Here is a 17445-nt window from a genome sequence, read left to right as displayed (position 1 = left end):
TGCTACTCAAGCTCGGATCGCAGCGCGTTTGCCAAATACTCGGTGAGCGCGCGCGCCTTGTGGGATGGCTGACGACCGCCCGGAAATACCGCATAGGCATCGACCGGATTCAGGGTGTAGTCGTTGAGAACAGGCACAAGAGTTCCCGCGATTAGCTCGGCACGGCACATCCATAGCGAAACGAGAGCCAGTCCCAGGCCTTCGACCGCGCAAGCAATCAGGCCGCTGGCGGCATTGACCCGGATCCGCCCGTCGACGGCGATTGAGGTCACGGTGTCGCCGTGCTTGAACGACCAGCCTTCGGTCCAGGGGTCAGAGGGTCCTCTCAGGCAATCATGCTGGGCGAGCTCTGCGGGCGTCGCCGGAGTGCCGCGGCGAGCGAGATAGTCGGGCGAGGCCACAATGAGGCGCCGCGCGCTGGCCAGCCGACGAGCAACAAAGCTCGAGTCCGGCTGCCGGCCGAGGCGCAATGCCATGTCGACGCCTTCGGCAACCAGATCGTCGAAACGATCGGCCATCAGCATATCGATCGTCAGCGCCGGATGTCGATCCAGGAATGGACGGAGCAGGGGCGTGATTTCCCGTGTGCCGAAGGCGACGGGCAAAGCGAGGCGCAGAACGCCCGAGAGACTGTCGGCTCCTCGCGCGGCGCTCTCCGCCTCGTCGAGCCCGTTGAGAATGTCCCTTGCCTGCTTGAAGAAAACCCGGCCGGCATCCGTGGGCATCAGCTTACGGGTGGTTCGCAGCAACAGCTTGACGCCAATACGTTCCTCCAGGTCCGCGATATTGCGCGACACGGATGGTTGGGAGAGACCAAGCTCCCGCGCAGCCTTGGAGAAGCTGCCCGCTTCGATGGCGCGGACGAACAAGGTCAATTGCTGAAGTCGATCACTCATACGTCAGGCGTATAGATCATATCCGATATCAATGGATACCCGCTTTTTGCGGAATGGGTCATTTCTTGAGTGTGCGATCGGCATGGGCTGATCGGCCGAGCCAAGGATCATGGCAATGTCCCTTCAAGATCGCCTCGACGCTTTCAAAGAGGATTTCGAGTCCGGGGATCCCCCTTACAACATTCCCCGCACCATCATCGACGCTTTCCATCGCTCGACGGCGGCGCTGGTTGCGTCGGGCCAAGCGGAGCGAGCCCTGAGGGCTGGTGACGTCGCCCCGGACTTTACGCTCGGAGGCTCCGATGGCACGCTGGTCAGCCTCTTAGATTTGCTCGCCAAGGGCCCCGCCGTGCTGACATTCTTCCGCGGCGCATGGTGCCCCTATTGCAACCTGGAACTTTCGGCTTTGCAAGAGGCGGTGCCCGAGATTGTCGCCCGTGGCGCTAGCCTCGTTGCCATTTCTCCGCAGACCGCCCCTCATAGCCGCAAGTCGATCCGTCAGCATAATTTGACTTTCCCCATGCTGAACGATGCCGGCGGCGAGCTGGCGGCGAAGTTTGGCCTTCGTTGGAAGCTCTCCGAAGAGATGATCGCCGTTCAGAAGACCCTTGGCGCCGACCTTGAGGCTTTCAACGGCAATAGCTCGTGGACCCTTCCGATGCCCGCCCGTTACATCATCGATCGCGACCGTGTCATCGCGTATTCTGAAATCAATCCGGACTACACCAAGCGGCCGGATCCTTCGGAACTTCTGCCGACCCTCGACCTTCTGGCGAGCCGACGTGCAGCATAAAGTCCCGCAGGTCCATAGCTCGACCATCGGTACCCTCTCGGTGGTCAGCAGCAGCGCCACCTCACCTCGATCGGGCCGATGGCTGCGATCTGATTGCATCAGCGTCAATGATTCTTGAAGGAGGAAACTCTATGTCTAACCCAGAACAGTTCGATACCCTGATCCTCGGCAGCGGGCAGGGTGGTAAGTTGCTTGCCTGGCACCTGGCTCGTTCAGGGCAAAAGGTTGCCGTCGTCGAGCGGCGTTGGGTCGGCGGTTCCTGCCCCGCCGTCGCCTGCCTGCCCAGCAAGAACGAGATCTGGAGCGCCAGGGTCGCGCACGTGGTCCAGAACGCCGCCCAGTTCGGCACGGTCACGGGTCCCGTCAAGATCGACATGACCAGGGTACGCCAACGTAAACAGGAAATGGTCGATCGCGAGATTGCCTTTCATCTGAACGCTTATAAGACCAGCGGTGCCGAGCTGATCATGGGAAGCGGACGTTTCGTCGCCCCCAAGACCATTGAGGTGGCGCTGAATGACGGCGGTACACGTTTGCTGACCGGCAACGAGGTCGTCGTCAATGTCGGCTCGCATGCCGCTATCCCGAACATTCCCGGCATCGAGGCCGCCCGTGCGCTCACACATATCGAAGCGCTGGAACTCGACTACCTGCCGGCGCATCTGCTTGTGCTCGGCGGCGGATATGTCGGCATCGAGATGGCTCAGGCCTTTCGCCGCTTTGGCAGCCGTGTGACGATCATCGAGCCTGGCCAGCGACTGATGGGCCGGGAAGACGCTGATATCGCCGAGGAAATGCTGCGCATTCTGACGAGCGAAGGCATCGAGGTGCTGCTCGGCGGCGAACCGATCAATGTCCGTGGCCTTTCGGGCGACGAAGTAAGTGTGACTGTGCGTACGGCCGCAGGTGAACAGCGGATCGACGGCAGCGATCTTCTCGTTGCCGTAGGACGCATTCCCAATACGGCAGATATCGGCTTGGAACAGGCCGGCATCGAGCTGAACGGTCGCGGTTTCATTCGCGTCACCGAGAGGCTGGAGACTGCCGCCTCCGGCGTCTGGGCGATCGGCGAATGCGCCGGCAGTCCGCAGTTCACCCATGTCTCCGTCGACGATTTCCGGATCGTCAGGGACAATATGGCGGGCGGCAACCGCAGGACTGACGATCGGCTGGTTCCCTATGTCATGTTCACCGATCCACCGCTTGCCCGTGTCGGATTGAGCGAGGGCGAGGCGCAGCGTCAGGGCATTGCGGTGCGCATAGCAACGCTGCCGATGAGCAATGTTCTGCGCACGGAGGCGACGGAGGAAACCGAAGGCTTCATGAAGGTGCTCGTCAGCGCTGAGGACGATCGCATTCTCGGCTTTACGATGATCGGCTCGGAGGCCGGCGAGGTTATGGCTGCGGTCCAGACCGCTATGCTGGCCGGTTTGCCTTACTCAAAGCTTCGCGACGCCGTTATCGTCCATCTCACTATCGCTGAAGGCCTGGGCCCCTTGTTCGGGAACGTAGCTCCGCGGTCTGCACGATAGTCACGCTGCCATGTTCGATGAAAAGGCCCGGGATGATATGCCATCCCGGGCCTTTTCGCTGACCGCCCTGAGCAGGGCGAAAAATACGCGATCGACGCAGACGCTAAGGAAGCCGATAGTGGCTTCCCGACACGCCGATCCCAACTGGCAATATCAATTTCGCGAACGAAGCCAATGTTTCAAGATTATCGGGCGCGTGTCGGAAGGGAAAGAGGCAGGCCTTCAAATGCCACCGACGTCTCTTGAACATGAAATTGATGACGACATATTCCAGAACGACTCGAACGGCATTCGACAGGAGGAAGAAAATGCTGATCAACAACGTTCCATGGACGCGGCCCGTCACCATTCGATTGCAATGCGGTCTGGAACGCAGCTTCACTGGCGCCTACGATGCGCTGGATTTCCTCGAAAACGAGTGGCCCCTCCGGCATGGAGAGCGCTATGACCGCGCAGTCAGGACATGCCGCGGAGCATTGAATGGTGCGATTCCCTCGGTCATTGCGCGCGAGTCTTTCCTGGCCGCGTGCCTGGAGGCCGATATGCCGGCGGTGATGGCGCCTCGCAAGGCGGGGCCGCAGCCAACTTTGGGATCTTTGCGGACGTCACGCTATAGCGCAATTTGAGCAACAGCTCCGCCCCAGGGCGGAGCTCCCTACTGGCGGATATAGATATTCCCGTCGTCAGACGCCCAACGAACGGAGTGTCTCCGGTTCGCGATGTCCGATATCAGCAACATTACACGTTGGAGAAGACAATGCCTCCCGAAGAGATGAACGACGTATTGAGGAAGCTTCCGCTTCGGATCGGTGCCTATGTGCCCGAGGACCTGCTGGAGGATTGGTTTGCCCCGGGGACCGGCATGAACCCGGTCAGCAAGATGGCCCTCGAGAATGCCGAGGCCTATGGCCGGCGCTTCGAATGCGAATTCAAATATTATCCGGAGCGCTATGAGGGCGTATTTTGGAAGTTCGTGCCGGCGATGTAGGTTTCACAACAACTCAGCGCGTGCCGCACAATCATCCGAGCTTGGCTATATGCCGCGATTGGCGATGATCCAATCGACAGCGGCGGAAATATCGCTCACCGTTGCCGTTGGCTGAGGTTTGAAACGCTTTTCATCGCCGCGACGGTACTTGCCCGTGCGGACCAGCACAGCGTGCGAAAGTCCGGCCCGCAAGGCCCCCGCGATATCGGTTTCCGCATCGTCACCCACCATCACGGCTTCCGCTTTCGAACAATGCATGCTCGCGAGCGCGGACAGGAAGAATTCGGGCGAAGGCTTCCCCAAGACGACAGCACGCCTTTGGCTTGCGAACTCCAGTGCCGCCACGAATGCACCTGCATCGAGACTGAGCTTTCCATCCGCATCCTTGAACGTCCGATTCGGCGCGAGTGCCAGGAAGTCCGCGCCCTCGATCAATTCTCGAAATGCCGTGTTCAGCGTCCGGTAGTCGAAAATCTCGCCGGCATCGCCAACGACGAGAGCCTTGCCTTGGCTGCCGGTCAGACCGTGGAAGTCCGGCGCCAGATCAGGATGGACCAGAAGGTAGGGCGATCGGTCATGGCGGCCAAGCCACGCGCGGGCCGCCTGCGCAGGTGTGAAGAGCTCGTCGCTCGTGACGGAGAGGCCGAACCCATCAAGACGGTCCAGAATGGCCTGCTTGCGTGAGCGTGTCGTGTTGCTCACGAAGCGGATAGGAACGCCTGCCTCATGCAAGCGGGTAACGGCGGCTCTTGCGCCCGCGATAAGGTTTTCGCCATCGTAGATGACGCCTGCGAGATCCAAAAGCACGCAACTGATCATCGAAGAAGATTACCTTGTCTTCGTATCATCCGGGCCTTGCCGCCCCCTCATTCGGTCCCGTTTTCCACTTTGTCCCTCGTATGATCCAGGATTTCAACTGGATTGCTGGCCAAATGTTCCGGAATGTCGAGCGCCCCACGTATCGCCGCTTATGCTCGACTGTTTGTCGTTATCTTCCGTCGATCCCTCCGGTGAGAATAATTCCAAGAAGAGCGCCGGAACAATGTCCTTTGCCGCACGGTTAACGCCGAAGCAGGCGAGGGCACGACAGGCGCGACAATAACGAGTCTTGGGAACAAGGTTCGCGGCTATCGCCCCCGCATATATCAAGCGCAAAGCAACATTGGTTCAAGTGGAACGGTGCCGGATCGTTCAAACAAGGGGTGTGGCGATGCAATCCAAACTAACACTAGCGACTGCAACGATAATAATTGGATGCCTGATGGCCTCATCGGCATTGGCAAGAAGCGACAAGCAATTTCTGAGCGACGCGATCAAAGGCGACAATGCGGAAATCACACTCGGTCAATTGGCTGCTCAGAAGGGTGGGAGCGACGGTGTGCGCTCGTTCGGGCAGACCCTTGTCACCGATCATCGCAAAGCAAAGGACGAAGCAGCCGCCCTCGCTGCGGGTCTCGAAGTGAAGATTTCAGAGGGCGTCACGGAGGAGGCGCAACAAGAGTTCGACAAATTGCAGCATTTGACCGGCCCCGAGTTCGACAAGGAGTTCGTCGGCTTCATGACGGCGGAACATGAGAAGGTCATTTCCGAGTTCAAGGAGAAGGCTGGCGAGGGCAACAGGCAGGTCCCTGAACTTGCGGCGAAAACTTTACCGACGCTGCAGATACATCTGCAACTCGCGCAGTCCCTGAGTGGGCGTTGAGCACACCGCTCGATGGTGACAGCAGATTGAGTCTCTTCATAGACTCCGGCTATTGATCTCCGCCGAGCGCCTCGCGCAGCTCGCGGACCTGCTGGTTCAACGCGTCGAACCGCTCAGGCGTCATGCCCGAGCGCCCCATCAGGGTCTCGCCAAGACAGCTACTCCGGGCGAACAGGGCGCGGCCGGCCACGGTGAGCCAAACATGGACCTGGCGCTCGTCGACCTTGCTGCGTCTGCGTTCCACATGGCCCGCTTGTTCCAGACGCTGCACCGGCGGTGTGATCGTGCTTGATTCCAGTGCGAGCCGATCGGCGATCGCGCCGACCGTCAGCCCATCTTTCTCACCTAACGTGCATAGAACAAGATATTGCGGATAGGTGATGCCCATCGCATCCAGCATCGGCTTGTATGTCCGGTTGATGGCTATGCTTGCAGCGTACAGCGAAAAACAAAGCTGATTGTCCAAGGGGACGGGCTTGAGTTCGGACATGGATGTCTTCCAATTGGCACGCCTCTTTCTATATCACGAAAAATGATATCGCGATAATTTTTTTATAGACAACAATTCGAAACAGCTTTAAGCATGTCGATATCGCGATAACAAATCGCGTGATATTCAATTAATGGAGATTGAAATGAGCCAGTCGATCAATCAAGCTACCCGCCGAGGTGTCATGACGGCCGGACTTGGCCTGGCCGCTACGGCGGCTGTCATGCCCTTCGCTCAAACCGCACAAGCCTCTTCCGTAAAACAGTCTTCGAAAGGTAAGGACATCATGAGCAGCAGCACGATTACGACCAAGGACGGAACGCAGATCTTCTACAAGGATTGGGGCACAGGCCAGCCGATCGTCTTTCATCACGGTTGGCCGCTGAGTGCCGATGACTGGGATGCGCAGATGCTATTCTTTCTGAACCAGGGCTTCCGCGTCATCGCCCATGACCGCCGCGGCCATGGCCGCTCGAGCCAGACAGCGACCGGCAATGAAATGGATACCTACGCTGCTGATGTCGCAGCGCTGACTGCCCACCTCGACCTGAAGGGCGCTATTCACGTCGGCCATTCGACCGGCGGTGGCGAAGTTGCCCGCTATGTGGCCCAATATGGCGGTAATGGCCGGGTCTCCAAGGCGGTGTTGATCGGTGCGGTCCCGCCGATCATGGTCAAGTCCGAGAAAAATCCGGGTGGTTTGCCGATCGAAGTATTCGACGGCTTCCGTGCAGCACTTGCTGCTAACCGTGCTCAGTTCTTTCACGATGTTCCGGCTGGCCCATTCTACGGCTTCAATCGTCCGGGTGCGACAGTCTCGCAAGGCATCATCGACAACTGGTGGCGTCAGGGCATGATGGGCGGCGCCAAGGCCCACTACGACTGCATCAAGGCCTTCTCGGAAACCGATTTCACCGAGGATCTGAAGAAGATCGATGTGCCCGTGCTGGTGATGCACGGCGACGACGACCAGATCGTGCCGATTGCGGATTCGGCGCTTCTGTCTTCCAAGCTGCTCAAGAACGCGACATTGAAGGTCTATAAGGGCTTTCCGCACGGCATGGCCACCACGCATGCAGACGTGATCAATGCCGACCTGCTTGCCTTCTTCAAGGCATAACGATCCTCAGAAAATTAGAGCGCCCGCCGGGAGGCGGGCGCAACGTGCTAAGCCGTCTCACACAATTCCTTGTAGGCCCACAAAAACGGCCGCGCCGCATGCCAACAAAAGCAAGGGATTGATGCGGGTCAACATGAGAACCGCAGTCGATGCCAGCGCGATACCTTCGGCCAGCCGCCCGCCGTCCATCGCTTGGAAGAGAATGTAGGTCGCAGCCAGGATCATGCCGGCCGCAATCGGCCTCAGGCCGGTCTCCAGGGCAATCTGCCAGCGCGCGCCCTGGAAACGCGACCAGACATGCGCGACGCCGTAGATCAGAAAGGCGGTAGGCCCGAACAGGGCGAGCGTTGCGATGATGGCGCCCCAGAAGCCTGCGACCTGCCAGCCGATCAACGTCGCCAACAATGAGCCCGGTCCCGGGGTCATGCGCGAAATGGCGAAGGCGTTGACGAATTCGGCTTGCGTCATCCAATGGTGGACGTCGACCACCTGGCGGTGGATGTCGGCAATGGCGCTTTGCCCGCCGCCGATCGTGACGATGGAAATTGGCGCGAAGACGGTCAGCAGCCCCCAAAGCGGATTTGACATCGATCCGACGTCCTCAGGCGTTGAAATAGGAGAGGGTGACGCTGACCGATCCGGCGCCCAGCACCGTCCAGATCAGAGGCCAGTGGAAGATGCCGATCGCAATAAAGGTGGCGACCATGAGGGCAATCGGTATGGCCTTGCGCGGAACGCGCCAAGCCGCCGTCAATCCCATCGACAGAGACAGTCCCACAGCCGCCGCGGCCGCCCCTTCGAGAAGCAGATGGGTGACATCGAACCGCATCAGGGAAGCAAATAAGGTGCCGAGAAGGACGATGACGATCCCGGGCGGGACGATGATGCCGAGAAAGCCGGCGATAGCGCCCTTGCGACCGAGCATGCGATAGCCGATCCAGATAGCCAGGTTCTTGATATTAATCCCGGGCAAAGCCTGCGAAATGGCGAGCCCATTGAAGAATTCTTCTTCCGTCATCCATTTCCGCACTTGAACAAACTCGCGCAGAAACCATCCGCTTAGTCCGCCACCAAAACTCGTTAGGCCGATGCGGGCGAAGATCAGAAACAGTCCGAGAGCGGTCGGGCTTTGGTCTTGCGAGTTCCGCATGATGAGCGCGTCCTTCTGTGTGTGCGGTAGCTGCAAATGGAGGTACGGACGCATCGTTATTATTGACGACCATGGCCTTTAGCAAGCGATGGAGGTGCGACAATTTCGTAAATTGAAAATTGTTGACAATCTACGAATTGCGATTTACCACTTTGACCATGAAGACACCAGATCTCGATATCCTCCGTTTCCAGTCCATGACGAGCGTGCTTAAGCACGAGATCGAACAGCTTGTTTTGTCAGGCCATTTCGCCAGTGGAGAGCGTCTGAACGAGAACGCACTGGCGGCGCGCTTTCAGGTGAGCCGCGGGCCGATCCGTGAGGCATGCCGAGCGCTTGCCGAGAGCGGGTTGCTCGAACTCATCCCAAATCGCGGCGTGTTTGTGCGCAGCGTCAGCGAGGAGGAGGCTCTGGATGTCTACGACGTGCGTGCCGCGCTTTTCGGCTTGGCCGCCAGACTTTCGGCTACCCGCATGAGCGAAGCCGACGTCGGCAAGCTGGACGAGCTGTTGGATACGATGGACAGGTTTGCCGAGCAGGGGTCGCTAGACGAATATTACGCGGTCAATTTGAAGTTCCACCAGGCGATTTTGCAGGGGTCGGGCAACAAGCGGTTGGTTGACGACTATGCGGCGCTGATCAAGGAGCTGCATCTTTTCCGCGCGAGGGGCCTGCTGCATGGCGGCGGTCTCAAGCGCTCGAACTTGGAGCACCGGCAAATCGTCGATGCTCTCAAGGCGCGCGATCCAGAGGCGTCGTCCAAGGCCGCCTTCGACCACGTTGAACGGGGTAAGGATCGAATGCTGCATGTCGAAGATCCCGGTAAGGCCAAGGAACTAACCGACAAGACTGCCTAATTCATCTTCTTGCTGGGATGGCGCTGTGAGCGACATTCAACATCCAATTGCGATGGGAGGAAATATCGCATGGGAATTAATTTTAAACTTAAAGCAATTTCATTGGCGCTCGCGCTCGTAACCTTACCCGTCGGCGCTGCTGTCGCTCAGGAAAGCTATCCGGCGCCGATCGTCAAGCTCGTCACGCATTCCAGCCCCGGCGGCGGCAGCGACGTGTTTCTGCGTGAAATGCTGCCCTATCTCCAGCCCTATCTGGGCCCGAAGCTGGTCGTCGAAAACGTCACCGGCGGCAGCGGCGCCAAGGCCATGTCGACGGTAGCTTCCTCGACGCCTGACGGTAGCTGGTTCTATGCGACGACGCCGACCTATATCTACACTTCGCTGCTCAGCACGCCGGAGGCGACCTACAAGGATATGGAGCCACTGGTGAACGTCTTCTACGATCCGGAGGTGATCTACACCTCGGTGGATTCGAAGTTCCAGACGCTGCCAGATGTCATTGCCGCCGCCAAGCAAGGCCGCGGCAAATGGGGTGCTGCGAACCCTGCCTCGCTCGAGCGGCAGGTTCTCGAGCAGATCAAGGCGAAGACCGGCGTCAACGCGTCCATCATCACCTTCGAAGGCGGCGGCGATATGCAGATCAACGTACTGAACGGCACGCTGGATATCGGCGTCGGCGAAATTGGCGAAATTCGCGCCCAGCTCGACGCCGGCAAGCTGCGCATGCTGGCCGTCGTCGGCGACCACCGTCTGAACCTCTTTCCCGATCTGAAGACGGCAAAGGAGCAGGGCATCGACGTATCGGTGGTCAAGTTCCGCGGCCTCGCCGGCCCGAAGAACCTGCCGCCGGCGGTCATTGCGGCCTGGGAAGCGGCGATCCCGAAGCTGCTCGAAGACCCGAAATACAAGAAGATCTATACTGAAAACGATCTTGAGCCGGGTTTCATGAAGCATGATGAGTACGTCAGCTTCATGAACAAGTTCGGCAGCGATACGCAGGCCTTTCTGAAGGCTTCCGGCGTTATCCAATAACAGGCGGCGGCGTTATCGCCGCCTGCTTTCCCTTCGAGTTCAAAGGCTCCGTCCCATGAAACGCGATCTCGTTTGCGGCATCCTGATGCTCGCGCTCGCCATAGCCTATTACAGCGTTGCAGCGGCCATCCCGCACAGCATGCTTGCCGACTCCGTCGGCCCGCAGGGGCTGCCGATAAGTTACGCTATCGTGCTCGGCATCCTTTCGCTGCTTTTGATCGCCAATACGCTTCTCGGGCGCGGCGGCGGCATTCAGGCCATTGTCAGCGCCAGCAAGAGCGCTGGTAGAAGTGACCGCTACGCCGCATTGCGTGCCTGCGGCATGGTGCTCATGGGTGCAGCCTATGTCGCTGTCCTGCCTTGGCTTGGCTATATCTTGTCATTGGCCCTGCTCATCTTTTTTGTCGCCTGGTACCTGGAGCGTCGCCTGACGCGATGGATGCTGCCGATCGCAGCCGCTGGCGGTGTGGTTTTCTGGGTGATCTTCGTTGAAATCCTGCAAGTTCCGCAGCCTGCCGGGCTGTGGCCGTCGCTGATCTAAGGAGGACGGCATGGCTGTTTTCATGCATCTGCTCGATGTCCTGACCACTCCGGGCATCATCTTCGCAGCCTTTGCCGGCGTCGCCTGGGGCGTTGTCGGCAGCTCGATGCCCGGCATCTCCGCATCGATCGCAATGGCGCTCCTATTGCCCTTCACTTACGGCATGCAATCGTCGATGGCGATCGTGCTTTTGGCGTCGGCCTATTTCGGTGCGGAATATGGCGGCTCCATCCCAGCCATCCTGATCCGTACGCCCGGGACCAATGCGGCAGCAGCTACCGTTCTTGACGGCTATGCGATGAAGCAGCAGGGACGTGCGGGCGAGGCCCTTGGGATTTCGCTCTATTCCGGTATTCTCGGGGGCATTTTCGGGCTGGTTGTCCTAGTACTGCTCACGGAACCATTGTCGCGACTGGCGCTGGCCTTTCATCCGACCTCTTATTTCGCGCTGGGTATCCTCGGTCTTAGTGTCATCGGTTCGCTGGCCGGCGAAAATCTGATCAAGGGCCTGATGGCCGGCGTTCTCGGATTGATGATCGCGGCCATCGGCACCGATCCCGTGACGGGCCTCAATCGCTTTACCTTCGGCAGTCCGGAACTTCTCTCCGGCATTCCGCCGATCCTCGTTCTTGTCGGTCTCTATGCGCTCAGCGAGCTGATGACGACCGCCAGCGAACCTGCATGGGAAAAAGCGGACGCGGGTTCGGCCCGCATCAGGTTCCCCAGCAAAGCCATTTGGAAGCGCATCTGGCCGGCACAGCTGATCGGCATGGTTGTCGGTGTGATCGAAGGCGTGACGCCCGGCGCCGGCGGCACCGTCGCAGCTTTCATTGCTTATAACGAGGCCCGTCGCTGGTCGCGCCACAAGGACGAGTTCGGCAAGGGCGCGCCGGAAGGCATCGCAGCACCTGAAACCGCAAATACCACGGTTTCCAAAACCGCTCTCATTCCGTTGCTGAGCCTCGGCATTCCCGGCACCAACTCCACGGCGGTCCTCCTTGGCGGCTTCCTGATCCAGGACCTCGTTCCCGGCCCCATGCTGTTCGTGCAGCATGCCGATATCGTTTTCGACCTCTATGTCGGTCTCGGCGTCAGCGTTATCGCATTGCTGGTCGCAGGCTATGCTTTCATGCCGCCCTGCATCTGGCTGGTGAACCGGCCGAAATCCTACCTGATGGCCTTCATCTTCGCGCTGCTGGTCTCCGGCGTCTACGCGATCGAATACAGCCTGTTCCAGGTGGGCGTCGCGCTCTGCTTCGGCGCGCTCGGCTACGGCATGCGCTACTTCCGATTGCCCTTCCTGCCGATGGTGCTGGGCGTCGTTCTCGGCTTCCTGATCGAATCCAACTACCGCCGGGCTCTGGTCCTGTCGGACGGTGATTACTCTACCTTCGTCACCGATCCGATTTCCGCCGGCCTGCTCGCCGTCGCACTTCTCTTCATTGTCGGCTCGTTCGTCGGACATGTCCGGGGCCGCCGCAAGAATAGCAAGACAGCGCAGTCTTCCGAGCCTGTGCAAGAGTCCCAGATTGTGAAAGGCCACTCGTGAACCAGCATAGCCCTCTTGCCACAACCACTATCGCCGAGACCCTGGCACGGTGGATTGTCGGCCTCTCCCGTGACGGGATTTCGCAAAAGGCGATCGACATTTCCCGTATGTTGATCATCGATATGGCAGGCCTCGCGATCGCTGCTCGCAAGGAAGACTATGTCGCCGCGACAATTGCCGCGACCGACAAGGGTGTCGCGACCGCGATCGGTCATAATGGCGGCTTCGATGCCTTCAGCGCAGCGCTGATCAACGGCACTGCCGCGCATGGCGAGGATTTTGACGATACCTTCGAGGGCGGCCCGGTTCATTCCGGCGCCGTCATCGTGCCTGCCGTGCTCGCCGTTTGCGAGCGCGAGGGGCTCAGCGGCGACAGGCTGCTGAAAGGCGTTGCTGTCGGCGTCGAGCTTCTCTGCCGCCTGAGCTTGGTTGCACCGAAGGCGATCCATACTGCCGGGTTCCATCCAACCGCCGTGATCGGCACGATCGCTGCGGCCGCTGCTGTATCCGCAAGCCTCGATCTCAGCGAAAGCGAGACGGTTTCGGCGATCGGCATCGCCGGCAGCATGGCGGCGGGCATCATCGAATATCTGGCCGAAGGCACCTGGACGAAGCGCATGCATGCCGGCAACGCGGCCCAGTCCGGCATCCGGGCTGCGCTGATGGCACGCGGCGGGTTCCTCGGTCCCCGCACGGTGATCGAAGGTACGCATGGTTTCTTCCATGCTTTCGCACCGTCGCGCGCGCCTGATTTCGGCGTCCTCCTCCGCGATCTCGGTCACGATTGGATCATGGAGACCATCGCCTTCAAGCCCTATGCCTGCGGGACGATGACGCAGCCGTTCATCGACTGCGCCATCCAGCTCGCCGAGACGGGCGTTAGCGCCGATCAGATCGTCGAGATCGTCTGCGATGTCGGCGAAGGTACGGTGCACCGGCTATGGGAGCCGCTTGCCGTCAAGCATGCGCCGCAGACGCCCTATGCCGCGAAGTTCTCGACGCCGATCTGCATGGCCTTCGGCTTCCTTGATCGCAAGGCGGGGCTCGCGCAATTCACCGAAGAACGCATCGCCGATCCGGCGGTGAGAGCGCTTGCGGCGAAGATCCGCTATCGCATCGATCCGAACGACGAATACCCCAAGAACTTCACCGGCCATCTGCTGGCGACGCTCTCGGACGGTTCGCAAAAGGAATTCCGTCAGCCCTATATGCGCGGCGGCAAGCATGCGCCGCTGACGGTCCAGGAGATCGAGACCAAGTTTGTCGATAATGCCGTCTATGGCGGTTGGAGCCGCGAGACGGCGCTCGCCTTCCTCGATCTTTCCCAAACGATCTTCGACGGTGCCGATCTCGGGCGGGTAAAGGAGTTTGCGCTGTGAGCGAACAGAGTCTCGCGGGCCGGGTCGCAATCGTGACGGGCGCTGCCCGCAACATCGGCCGTCAGATCGCGCTCGACCTGGCATCTGCCGGCGCCGCTGTTGTGGTCAATGCCCTCAGTTCCCGGGCAGAAGCGGAAGCTGTTGCGGCGGAGATTAAGTTCGCCGGCGGCCACGCGATCGTAACGCTGGCGGATGTTGCGACGGAGGAGGGGGCCACCCGGTTGGTCGCAAGCGCGCTTGACACCTTCGGCAAGCTCGATTGCGTCGTTAACAATGCCGCCGTCCGACGCGAGACACCCTTTGCCGAATTGACCTTCGCAGAATGGCGCGAGGTGCTGAGCATCATTCTCGACGGTGCCTTCCTGGTGGCGAAGGCCGCGCAGCCGGCGCTTGCGCGTTCCGACAATGCGGCGATCATTAACATCGGCGGCATGTCCGCCCATACGGGCGCGGCCAACCGCGCGCATGTGGTGACCGCCAAGGCCGGCCTCGTCGGACTGACGCGCGGGCTGGCGCATGACCTTGCGCCGCAGGGTATCACCGTCAATTGCGTCGTGCCCGGCATGATCGGCACCACCCGCGGGCGTTCCGCGGCACAGAATCCAAGCCATCATGCCAGCCATACGCCGCTGGTCGGTCGCCGCGGACGGCCGGAAGAGGTGGCCGCCCTGGTGCAGTTCCTCGCCGGCCCGAACGCTCGCTACCTAACCGGTCAGACGATTCATGCGAATGGCGGGGTGTTCCTGCCATGAATTCAGGTTTGCACGATCGCGCCGAGGGCGGTCCTGCGATTTAAACGGCGACTGCGGCTTTCCTAAAGCTATGCGTCCCATCCCAAGACATTGTCGATTTTGAAAAGGAATACCCATGACTGAAGTGACCCGGATTCTTGCGCGCTATCTGGTTCAGGCGAAGCCGGAAGATGTGCCCGCGGCCGTCAAACAGGAGGCCGTGCGCTCGTTTCTGAACTGGCTTGGTTGCGCGGTCGGCGGTTCCATCCATCAGACCCTCGATCGCGCGACGGAGGCGCTGCGGCCGTTCATGGGCGCAGGCCAGGCAACCGTGCTTGGCCGCGGCGAGAAGACCGATATCCTCAACGCCGCCCTTCTGAACGGCATTTCCAGCCACGTTTTCGATTTCGACGATACGCATCTGCGCACGATCATCCATCCCGCCGGTCCCATCGCCTCGGCCATTCTGGCCTTTGCCGAACATCACCCGGTTTCCGGCGCCGATTTCCTGCACGCCTTCATTCTCGGCGTCGAAACTGAATGCCGGATCGGCAATGCGGTCTATCCCGCCCACTATGATATCGGCTGGCACATCACCGGCACGGCCGGCGTTTTCGGTGCGGCGGCAGCTGTGGGGAAGCTGCTGAAACTCGACGAGCAGCAGATGGTTTGGGCGCTCGGCATCGCCGGCACGCAATCTTCGGGTTTCCGCGAAATGTTCGGAACGATGTGCAAGAGCTTCCATCCAGGCCGCGCCGCACAGAACGGCATGACGGCGGCGTTGCTGGCCAAGCAGAACTTCACCAGCTCTGATCGTGTGCTGGAGGCGCCGCGCGGTTTCGCGCATGTCATGTCGACCGCCCGCAACTTCGATGAGATTACGCAGGGCTTGGGCGAGCATTTCGAGATCAGCCTCAACACCTATAAACCGTTCGCCTGCGGCATCGTCATCCATCCGGCGATCGACGGTTGCGTACAGCTTCGCAATGAACGCGGCCTGAAAGCCGAAGATGTCGCCTCGATCGAACTCGAAGTGCATCCGCTGGTGCTTGAACTCACCGGCAAGAAGACGCCGCGCACCGGCCTTGAAGGCAAGTTCAGTGTCTACCACTCCGCCGCTGCCGCAATCATCTATGGCGCGGCCGGCGAAGGCGAATATGACGACGACGTGGTGCGTGATCCCAAAGTCATCGCGTTGCGCGATCGGGTGAACGCCACCGCGAGCCAGAGCATTCACGAGGACGAGGTGAAGGTGCGGCTGACGACGACCGATGGCCGCGTTCTCGACAAGCATGTCGCCCACGCGATCGGTAGCCTGAAGCGGCCGATGAGCAACGCAGATCTCGAAGCGAAATTCCGCGGGCTGGTGGAACCGGTGCTTGGTGAGGCTGGCACGGCAGCGCTTCTCGAACTCGCCTGGAAGATCGGCGAACTCGCTGATGCCTCCGAAATCGCTCGCGCCGGCGCGAATGTCGGCAAGGTACGAAAGGCGGAGGCAGTCTAATGCTCAGCATCGGGATATTGAATGGCGACGATATCGGTCACGAAATCGTCCCCGAGACGATCGCAGCCATGCGCACAGCGGCAGCCGTGACGGAGCTGGAAGTTGCCTGGACGGCGCTGCCCATCGGCCGCGCTGCCTATGACGAACTCGGTACGACGATGCCGGCCGATACCTTGGAGCGGCTATCGAAGCTTGATGGGTGGGTGCTGGGACCGATCGGTCACCAAGCCTATCCGAAGAGCCCATCGGCGATCAATCCGCATCCGATCCTGCGCAAGCACTTCGATCTCTACGCCAATATAAGGCCGGCACGTTCCTATCTGAGCCTTCCTTGTGTGCATCAAGGCGTCGATCTCGTAATCGTGCGGGAGAATAACGAGGGCTTTCAGCCGGACCGCAATGTCGTCGCGGGGTCGGGTGAATTCCGCCCGAGCGAGGACATGACGATTTCGGTGCGTGTCATCACGCGCAACGGCTCTTCCAAGGTCGCCCGTGCGGCTTTCGAATTGGCCCGAAGCCGCCGCAAGAAGCTGACCGCCGTTCACAAGGATACGGTGTTCAAGCTCGGCTGCGGCATGTTCGCCGAGGAATGCCGTCGCGTCGCCGAAGATTTTCCGGACGTCCAATATGAAGAGACGATGGTCGATACCTTCGCCATGCGTCTTGCGATGAAGCCACAGCAATATGACGTCGTCGTCACCACCAACATGTTCGGCGACATTCTCTCGGACGAAGCAGCCGGTCTTGTCGGTGGGCTCGGTATGGCGCCGGGCCTGTGCGCCGGGCCGGACCTTGCCATGGCGCAGGCGACGCATGGGTCTGCGCCTGACATCGCTGGAAAGGGCATCGCCAATCCCTTCGCCATGATCGTGTCTGGCGCCATGCTCTTCGACTGGCTCGGCCGCAAGAAGCAGGAGCCGAAAGCGACCAGGGCGGCGGCGCTCATACGCGAAGCAGTCGACGCGATCATCGAAGAGAAACAATTCGTCACCCCCGATCTCGGCGGCCGATCGTCTACGAGTGAGATGGGCGAGGCTATCCGATCGAAAATCGATGCGCTGGCCTAGCGTATAGCTGTCTCAAAACTTACCGATCGGAATGTTCTGGCTCGACAACGTGCTGCACTTCCCGATCGGCAAGGTTCGATATTGCTGGCCGCCCCTCTGCGAACGGCGACCGCA

The 17445-nt window shown here is 60.2% G+C and carries 19 protein-coding genes; 14 read left to right on the top strand and 5 right to left on the bottom strand.

The genetic code is table 11. The features are described 5' to 3' along the window. Positions 1 to 2 precede the first annotated feature (2 nt). Positions 3 to 896 carry a LysR family transcriptional regulator gene (locus FHT86_RS32605; protein WP_133711061.1) on the bottom strand — a complete coding sequence of 298 codons (894 nt, stop codon included), beginning with the start codon at positions 894 to 896 and terminating at the stop codon, positions 3 to 5. Positions 897 to 1011: 115 nt separating this feature from the next. Between FHT86_RS32605 and FHT86_RS32600 the strand changes: the two genes are divergently transcribed. The 4 genes from FHT86_RS32600 to FHT86_RS32585 all read left to right on the top strand — a co-directional run bounded on the left by FHT86_RS32600 (position 1012) and on the right by FHT86_RS32585 (position 4209). Further along, entirely contained in the window at positions 1012 to 1689 is a 678-nt protein-coding gene (locus FHT86_RS32600; protein WP_133711060.1) for a peroxiredoxin-like family protein, read from the top strand. Positions 1690 to 1820: 131 nt separating this feature from the next. Then, entirely contained in the window at positions 1821 to 3221 is a 1401-nt protein-coding gene (locus tag FHT86_RS32595) for an FAD-dependent oxidoreductase (protein WP_133711059.1), read from the top strand. Positions 3222 to 3529: 308 nt separating this feature from the next. Next, on the top strand, positions 3530 to 3847 hold the full coding sequence (locus FHT86_RS32590) for a DUF982 domain-containing protein (RefSeq protein WP_133711058.1): 318 nt from the start codon (positions 3530 to 3532) through the stop codon (positions 3845 to 3847). 131 nt (positions 3848 to 3978) lie between these two features. Beyond that, positions 3979 to 4209, top strand: a complete 231-nt coding sequence (locus FHT86_RS32585) for a hypothetical protein (RefSeq protein ID WP_133711057.1) — start codon at positions 3979 to 3981, stop codon at positions 4207 to 4209. Positions 4210 to 4254: 45 nt separating this feature from the next. Here FHT86_RS32585 and FHT86_RS32580 read toward each other — a convergent pair whose 3' ends face one another. Further along, entirely contained in the window at positions 4255 to 5016 is a 762-nt protein-coding gene (locus tag FHT86_RS32580) for a TIGR01458 family HAD-type hydrolase (protein WP_312862613.1), read from the bottom strand. Positions 5017 to 5470: 454 nt separating this feature from the next. On the opposite strand from FHT86_RS32580, the gene FHT86_RS32575 reads away from it, so the two are divergent. Then, complete coding sequence (locus FHT86_RS32575) at positions 5471 to 5911, top strand: DUF4142 domain-containing protein (protein WP_166657000.1); 441 nt, start codon at positions 5471 to 5473, stop codon at positions 5909 to 5911. Positions 5912 to 5960: 49 nt separating this feature from the next. Here the strand turns inward: FHT86_RS32575 and FHT86_RS32570 are convergent, their stop codons facing one another. Then, complete coding sequence (locus FHT86_RS32570) at positions 5961 to 6401, bottom strand: MarR family winged helix-turn-helix transcriptional regulator (protein WP_133711054.1); 441 nt, start codon at positions 6399 to 6401, stop codon at positions 5961 to 5963. Between the two features lie 286 nt (positions 6402 to 6687). Here FHT86_RS32570 and FHT86_RS32565 point away from each other — a divergent pair, with 286 nt between their 5' ends. Continuing rightward, entirely contained in the window at positions 6688 to 7521 is an 834-nt protein-coding gene (locus FHT86_RS32565; protein ID WP_133711278.1) for an alpha/beta fold hydrolase, read from the top strand. Between the two features lie 57 nt (positions 7522 to 7578). Here FHT86_RS32565 and FHT86_RS32560 read toward each other — a convergent pair whose 3' ends face one another. Continuing rightward, positions 7579 to 8109 carry a chromate transporter gene (locus FHT86_RS32560; RefSeq protein ID WP_133711053.1) on the bottom strand — a complete coding sequence of 177 codons (531 nt, stop codon included), beginning with the start codon at positions 8107 to 8109 and terminating at the stop codon, positions 7579 to 7581. A 13-nt stretch (positions 8110 to 8122) separates the two neighbouring features. Beyond that, positions 8123 to 8671 (bottom strand): chromate transporter, encoded by a 549-nt coding sequence (locus tag FHT86_RS32555; RefSeq protein ID WP_133711052.1) that lies wholly within the window; start codon positions 8669 to 8671, stop codon positions 8123 to 8125. Positions 8672 to 8829: 158 nt separating this feature from the next. On the opposite strand from FHT86_RS32555, the gene FHT86_RS32550 reads away from it, so the two are divergent. From FHT86_RS32550 to FHT86_RS32515, 8 genes are all read left to right on the top strand, one after another. Next, positions 8830 to 9528, top strand: a complete 699-nt coding sequence (locus FHT86_RS32550; RefSeq protein WP_246779787.1) for an FCD domain-containing protein — start codon at positions 8830 to 8832, stop codon at positions 9526 to 9528. Between the two features lie 69 nt (positions 9529 to 9597). Beyond that, positions 9598 to 10560: a tripartite tricarboxylate transporter substrate binding protein gene (locus tag FHT86_RS32545; RefSeq protein ID WP_133711050.1), complete on the top strand. Its 963-nt coding sequence runs from the start codon at positions 9598 to 9600 to the stop codon at positions 10558 to 10560. 55 nt (positions 10561 to 10615) lie between these two features. Beyond that, positions 10616 to 11101, top strand: a complete 486-nt coding sequence (locus tag FHT86_RS32540) for a tripartite tricarboxylate transporter TctB family protein (protein ID WP_133711049.1) — start codon at positions 10616 to 10618, stop codon at positions 11099 to 11101. Between the two features lie 10 nt (positions 11102 to 11111). Next, positions 11112 to 12650 carry a tripartite tricarboxylate transporter permease gene (locus tag FHT86_RS32535; RefSeq protein ID WP_133711048.1) on the top strand — a complete coding sequence of 513 codons (1539 nt, stop codon included), beginning with the start codon at positions 11112 to 11114 and terminating at the stop codon, positions 12648 to 12650. After that, complete coding sequence (locus FHT86_RS32530; RefSeq protein ID WP_133711047.1) at positions 12647 to 14029, top strand: MmgE/PrpD family protein; 1383 nt, start codon at positions 12647 to 12649, stop codon at positions 14027 to 14029. Before FHT86_RS32535 ends, FHT86_RS32530 begins: the two co-directional genes overlap by 4 nt. Further along, positions 14026 to 14781, top strand: a complete 756-nt coding sequence (locus tag FHT86_RS32525) for an SDR family oxidoreductase (RefSeq protein WP_133711046.1) — start codon at positions 14026 to 14028, stop codon at positions 14779 to 14781. Before FHT86_RS32530 ends, FHT86_RS32525 begins: the two co-directional genes overlap by 4 nt. A 115-nt stretch (positions 14782 to 14896) precedes the next feature. Beyond that, a complete protein-coding gene (locus tag FHT86_RS32520; protein WP_183868994.1) occupies positions 14897 to 16264 on the top strand; it encodes an MmgE/PrpD family protein in 1368 nt (455 codons plus the stop codon). Continuing rightward, positions 16264 to 17331, top strand: a complete 1068-nt coding sequence (locus FHT86_RS32515) for an isocitrate/isopropylmalate dehydrogenase family protein (protein ID WP_133711044.1) — start codon at positions 16264 to 16266, stop codon at positions 17329 to 17331. The genes FHT86_RS32520 and FHT86_RS32515 overlap by 1 nt, the downstream gene beginning before the upstream one ends. Positions 17332 to 17445: the final 114 nt, after the last annotated feature.

This window comes from Rhizobium sp. BK313, from assembly GCF_014193655.1.
Taxonomy (GTDB): domain Bacteria; phylum Pseudomonadota; class Alphaproteobacteria; order Rhizobiales; family Rhizobiaceae; genus Rhizobium.
Note: the sequence above shows the minus strand (reverse complement) of the source record. Positions and strands in the feature narration are given on the sequence as shown.

Bases quoted from the DNA above. Each gene is read 5' to 3' on its own strand.
- FHT86_RS32565 (WP_133711278.1), top strand. From the start codon at position 6,688: ATGAGCAGCAGCACGATTACGACCAAGGACGGAACGCAGATCTTCTAC.
- FHT86_RS32605 (WP_133711061.1), bottom strand. From the start codon at position 896: ATGAGTGATCGACTTCAGCAATTGACCTTGTTCGTCCGCGCCATCGAA.
- FHT86_RS32535 (WP_133711048.1), top strand. From the start codon at position 11,112: ATGGCTGTTTTCATGCATCTGCTCGATGTCCTGACCACTCCGGGCATC.
- FHT86_RS32600 (WP_133711060.1), top strand. From the start codon at position 1,012: ATGTCCCTTCAAGATCGCCTCGACGCTTTCAAAGAGGATTTCGAGTCC.
- FHT86_RS32540 (WP_133711049.1), top strand. From the start codon at position 10,616: ATGAAACGCGATCTCGTTTGCGGCATCCTGATGCTCGCGCTCGCCATA.
- FHT86_RS32585 (WP_133711057.1), top strand. From the start codon at position 3,979: ATGCCTCCCGAAGAGATGAACGACGTATTGAGGAAGCTTCCGCTTCGG.
- FHT86_RS32590 (WP_133711058.1), top strand. From the start codon at position 3,530: ATGCTGATCAACAACGTTCCATGGACGCGGCCCGTCACCATTCGATTG.
- FHT86_RS32550 (WP_246779787.1), top strand. From the start codon at position 8,830: ATGAAGACACCAGATCTCGATATCCTCCGTTTCCAGTCCATGACGAGC.
- FHT86_RS32560 (WP_133711053.1), bottom strand. From the start codon at position 8,109: ATGTCAAATCCGCTTTGGGGGCTGCTGACCGTCTTCGCGCCAATTTCC.
- FHT86_RS32545 (WP_133711050.1), top strand. From the start codon at position 9,598: ATGGGAATTAATTTTAAACTTAAAGCAATTTCATTGGCGCTCGCGCTC.
- FHT86_RS32595 (WP_133711059.1), top strand. From the start codon at position 1,821: ATGTCTAACCCAGAACAGTTCGATACCCTGATCCTCGGCAGCGGGCAG.
- FHT86_RS32570 (WP_133711054.1), bottom strand. From the start codon at position 6,401: ATGTCCGAACTCAAGCCCGTCCCCTTGGACAATCAGCTTTGTTTTTCG.
- FHT86_RS32515 (WP_133711044.1), top strand. From the start codon at position 16,264: ATGCTCAGCATCGGGATATTGAATGGCGACGATATCGGTCACGAAATC.
- FHT86_RS32520 (WP_183868994.1), top strand. From the start codon at position 14,897: ATGACTGAAGTGACCCGGATTCTTGCGCGCTATCTGGTTCAGGCGAAG.
- FHT86_RS32575 (WP_166657000.1), top strand. From the start codon at position 5,471: ATGGCCTCATCGGCATTGGCAAGAAGCGACAAGCAATTTCTGAGCGAC.
- FHT86_RS32555 (WP_133711052.1), bottom strand. From the start codon at position 8,671: ATGCGGAACTCGCAAGACCAAAGCCCGACCGCTCTCGGACTGTTTCTG.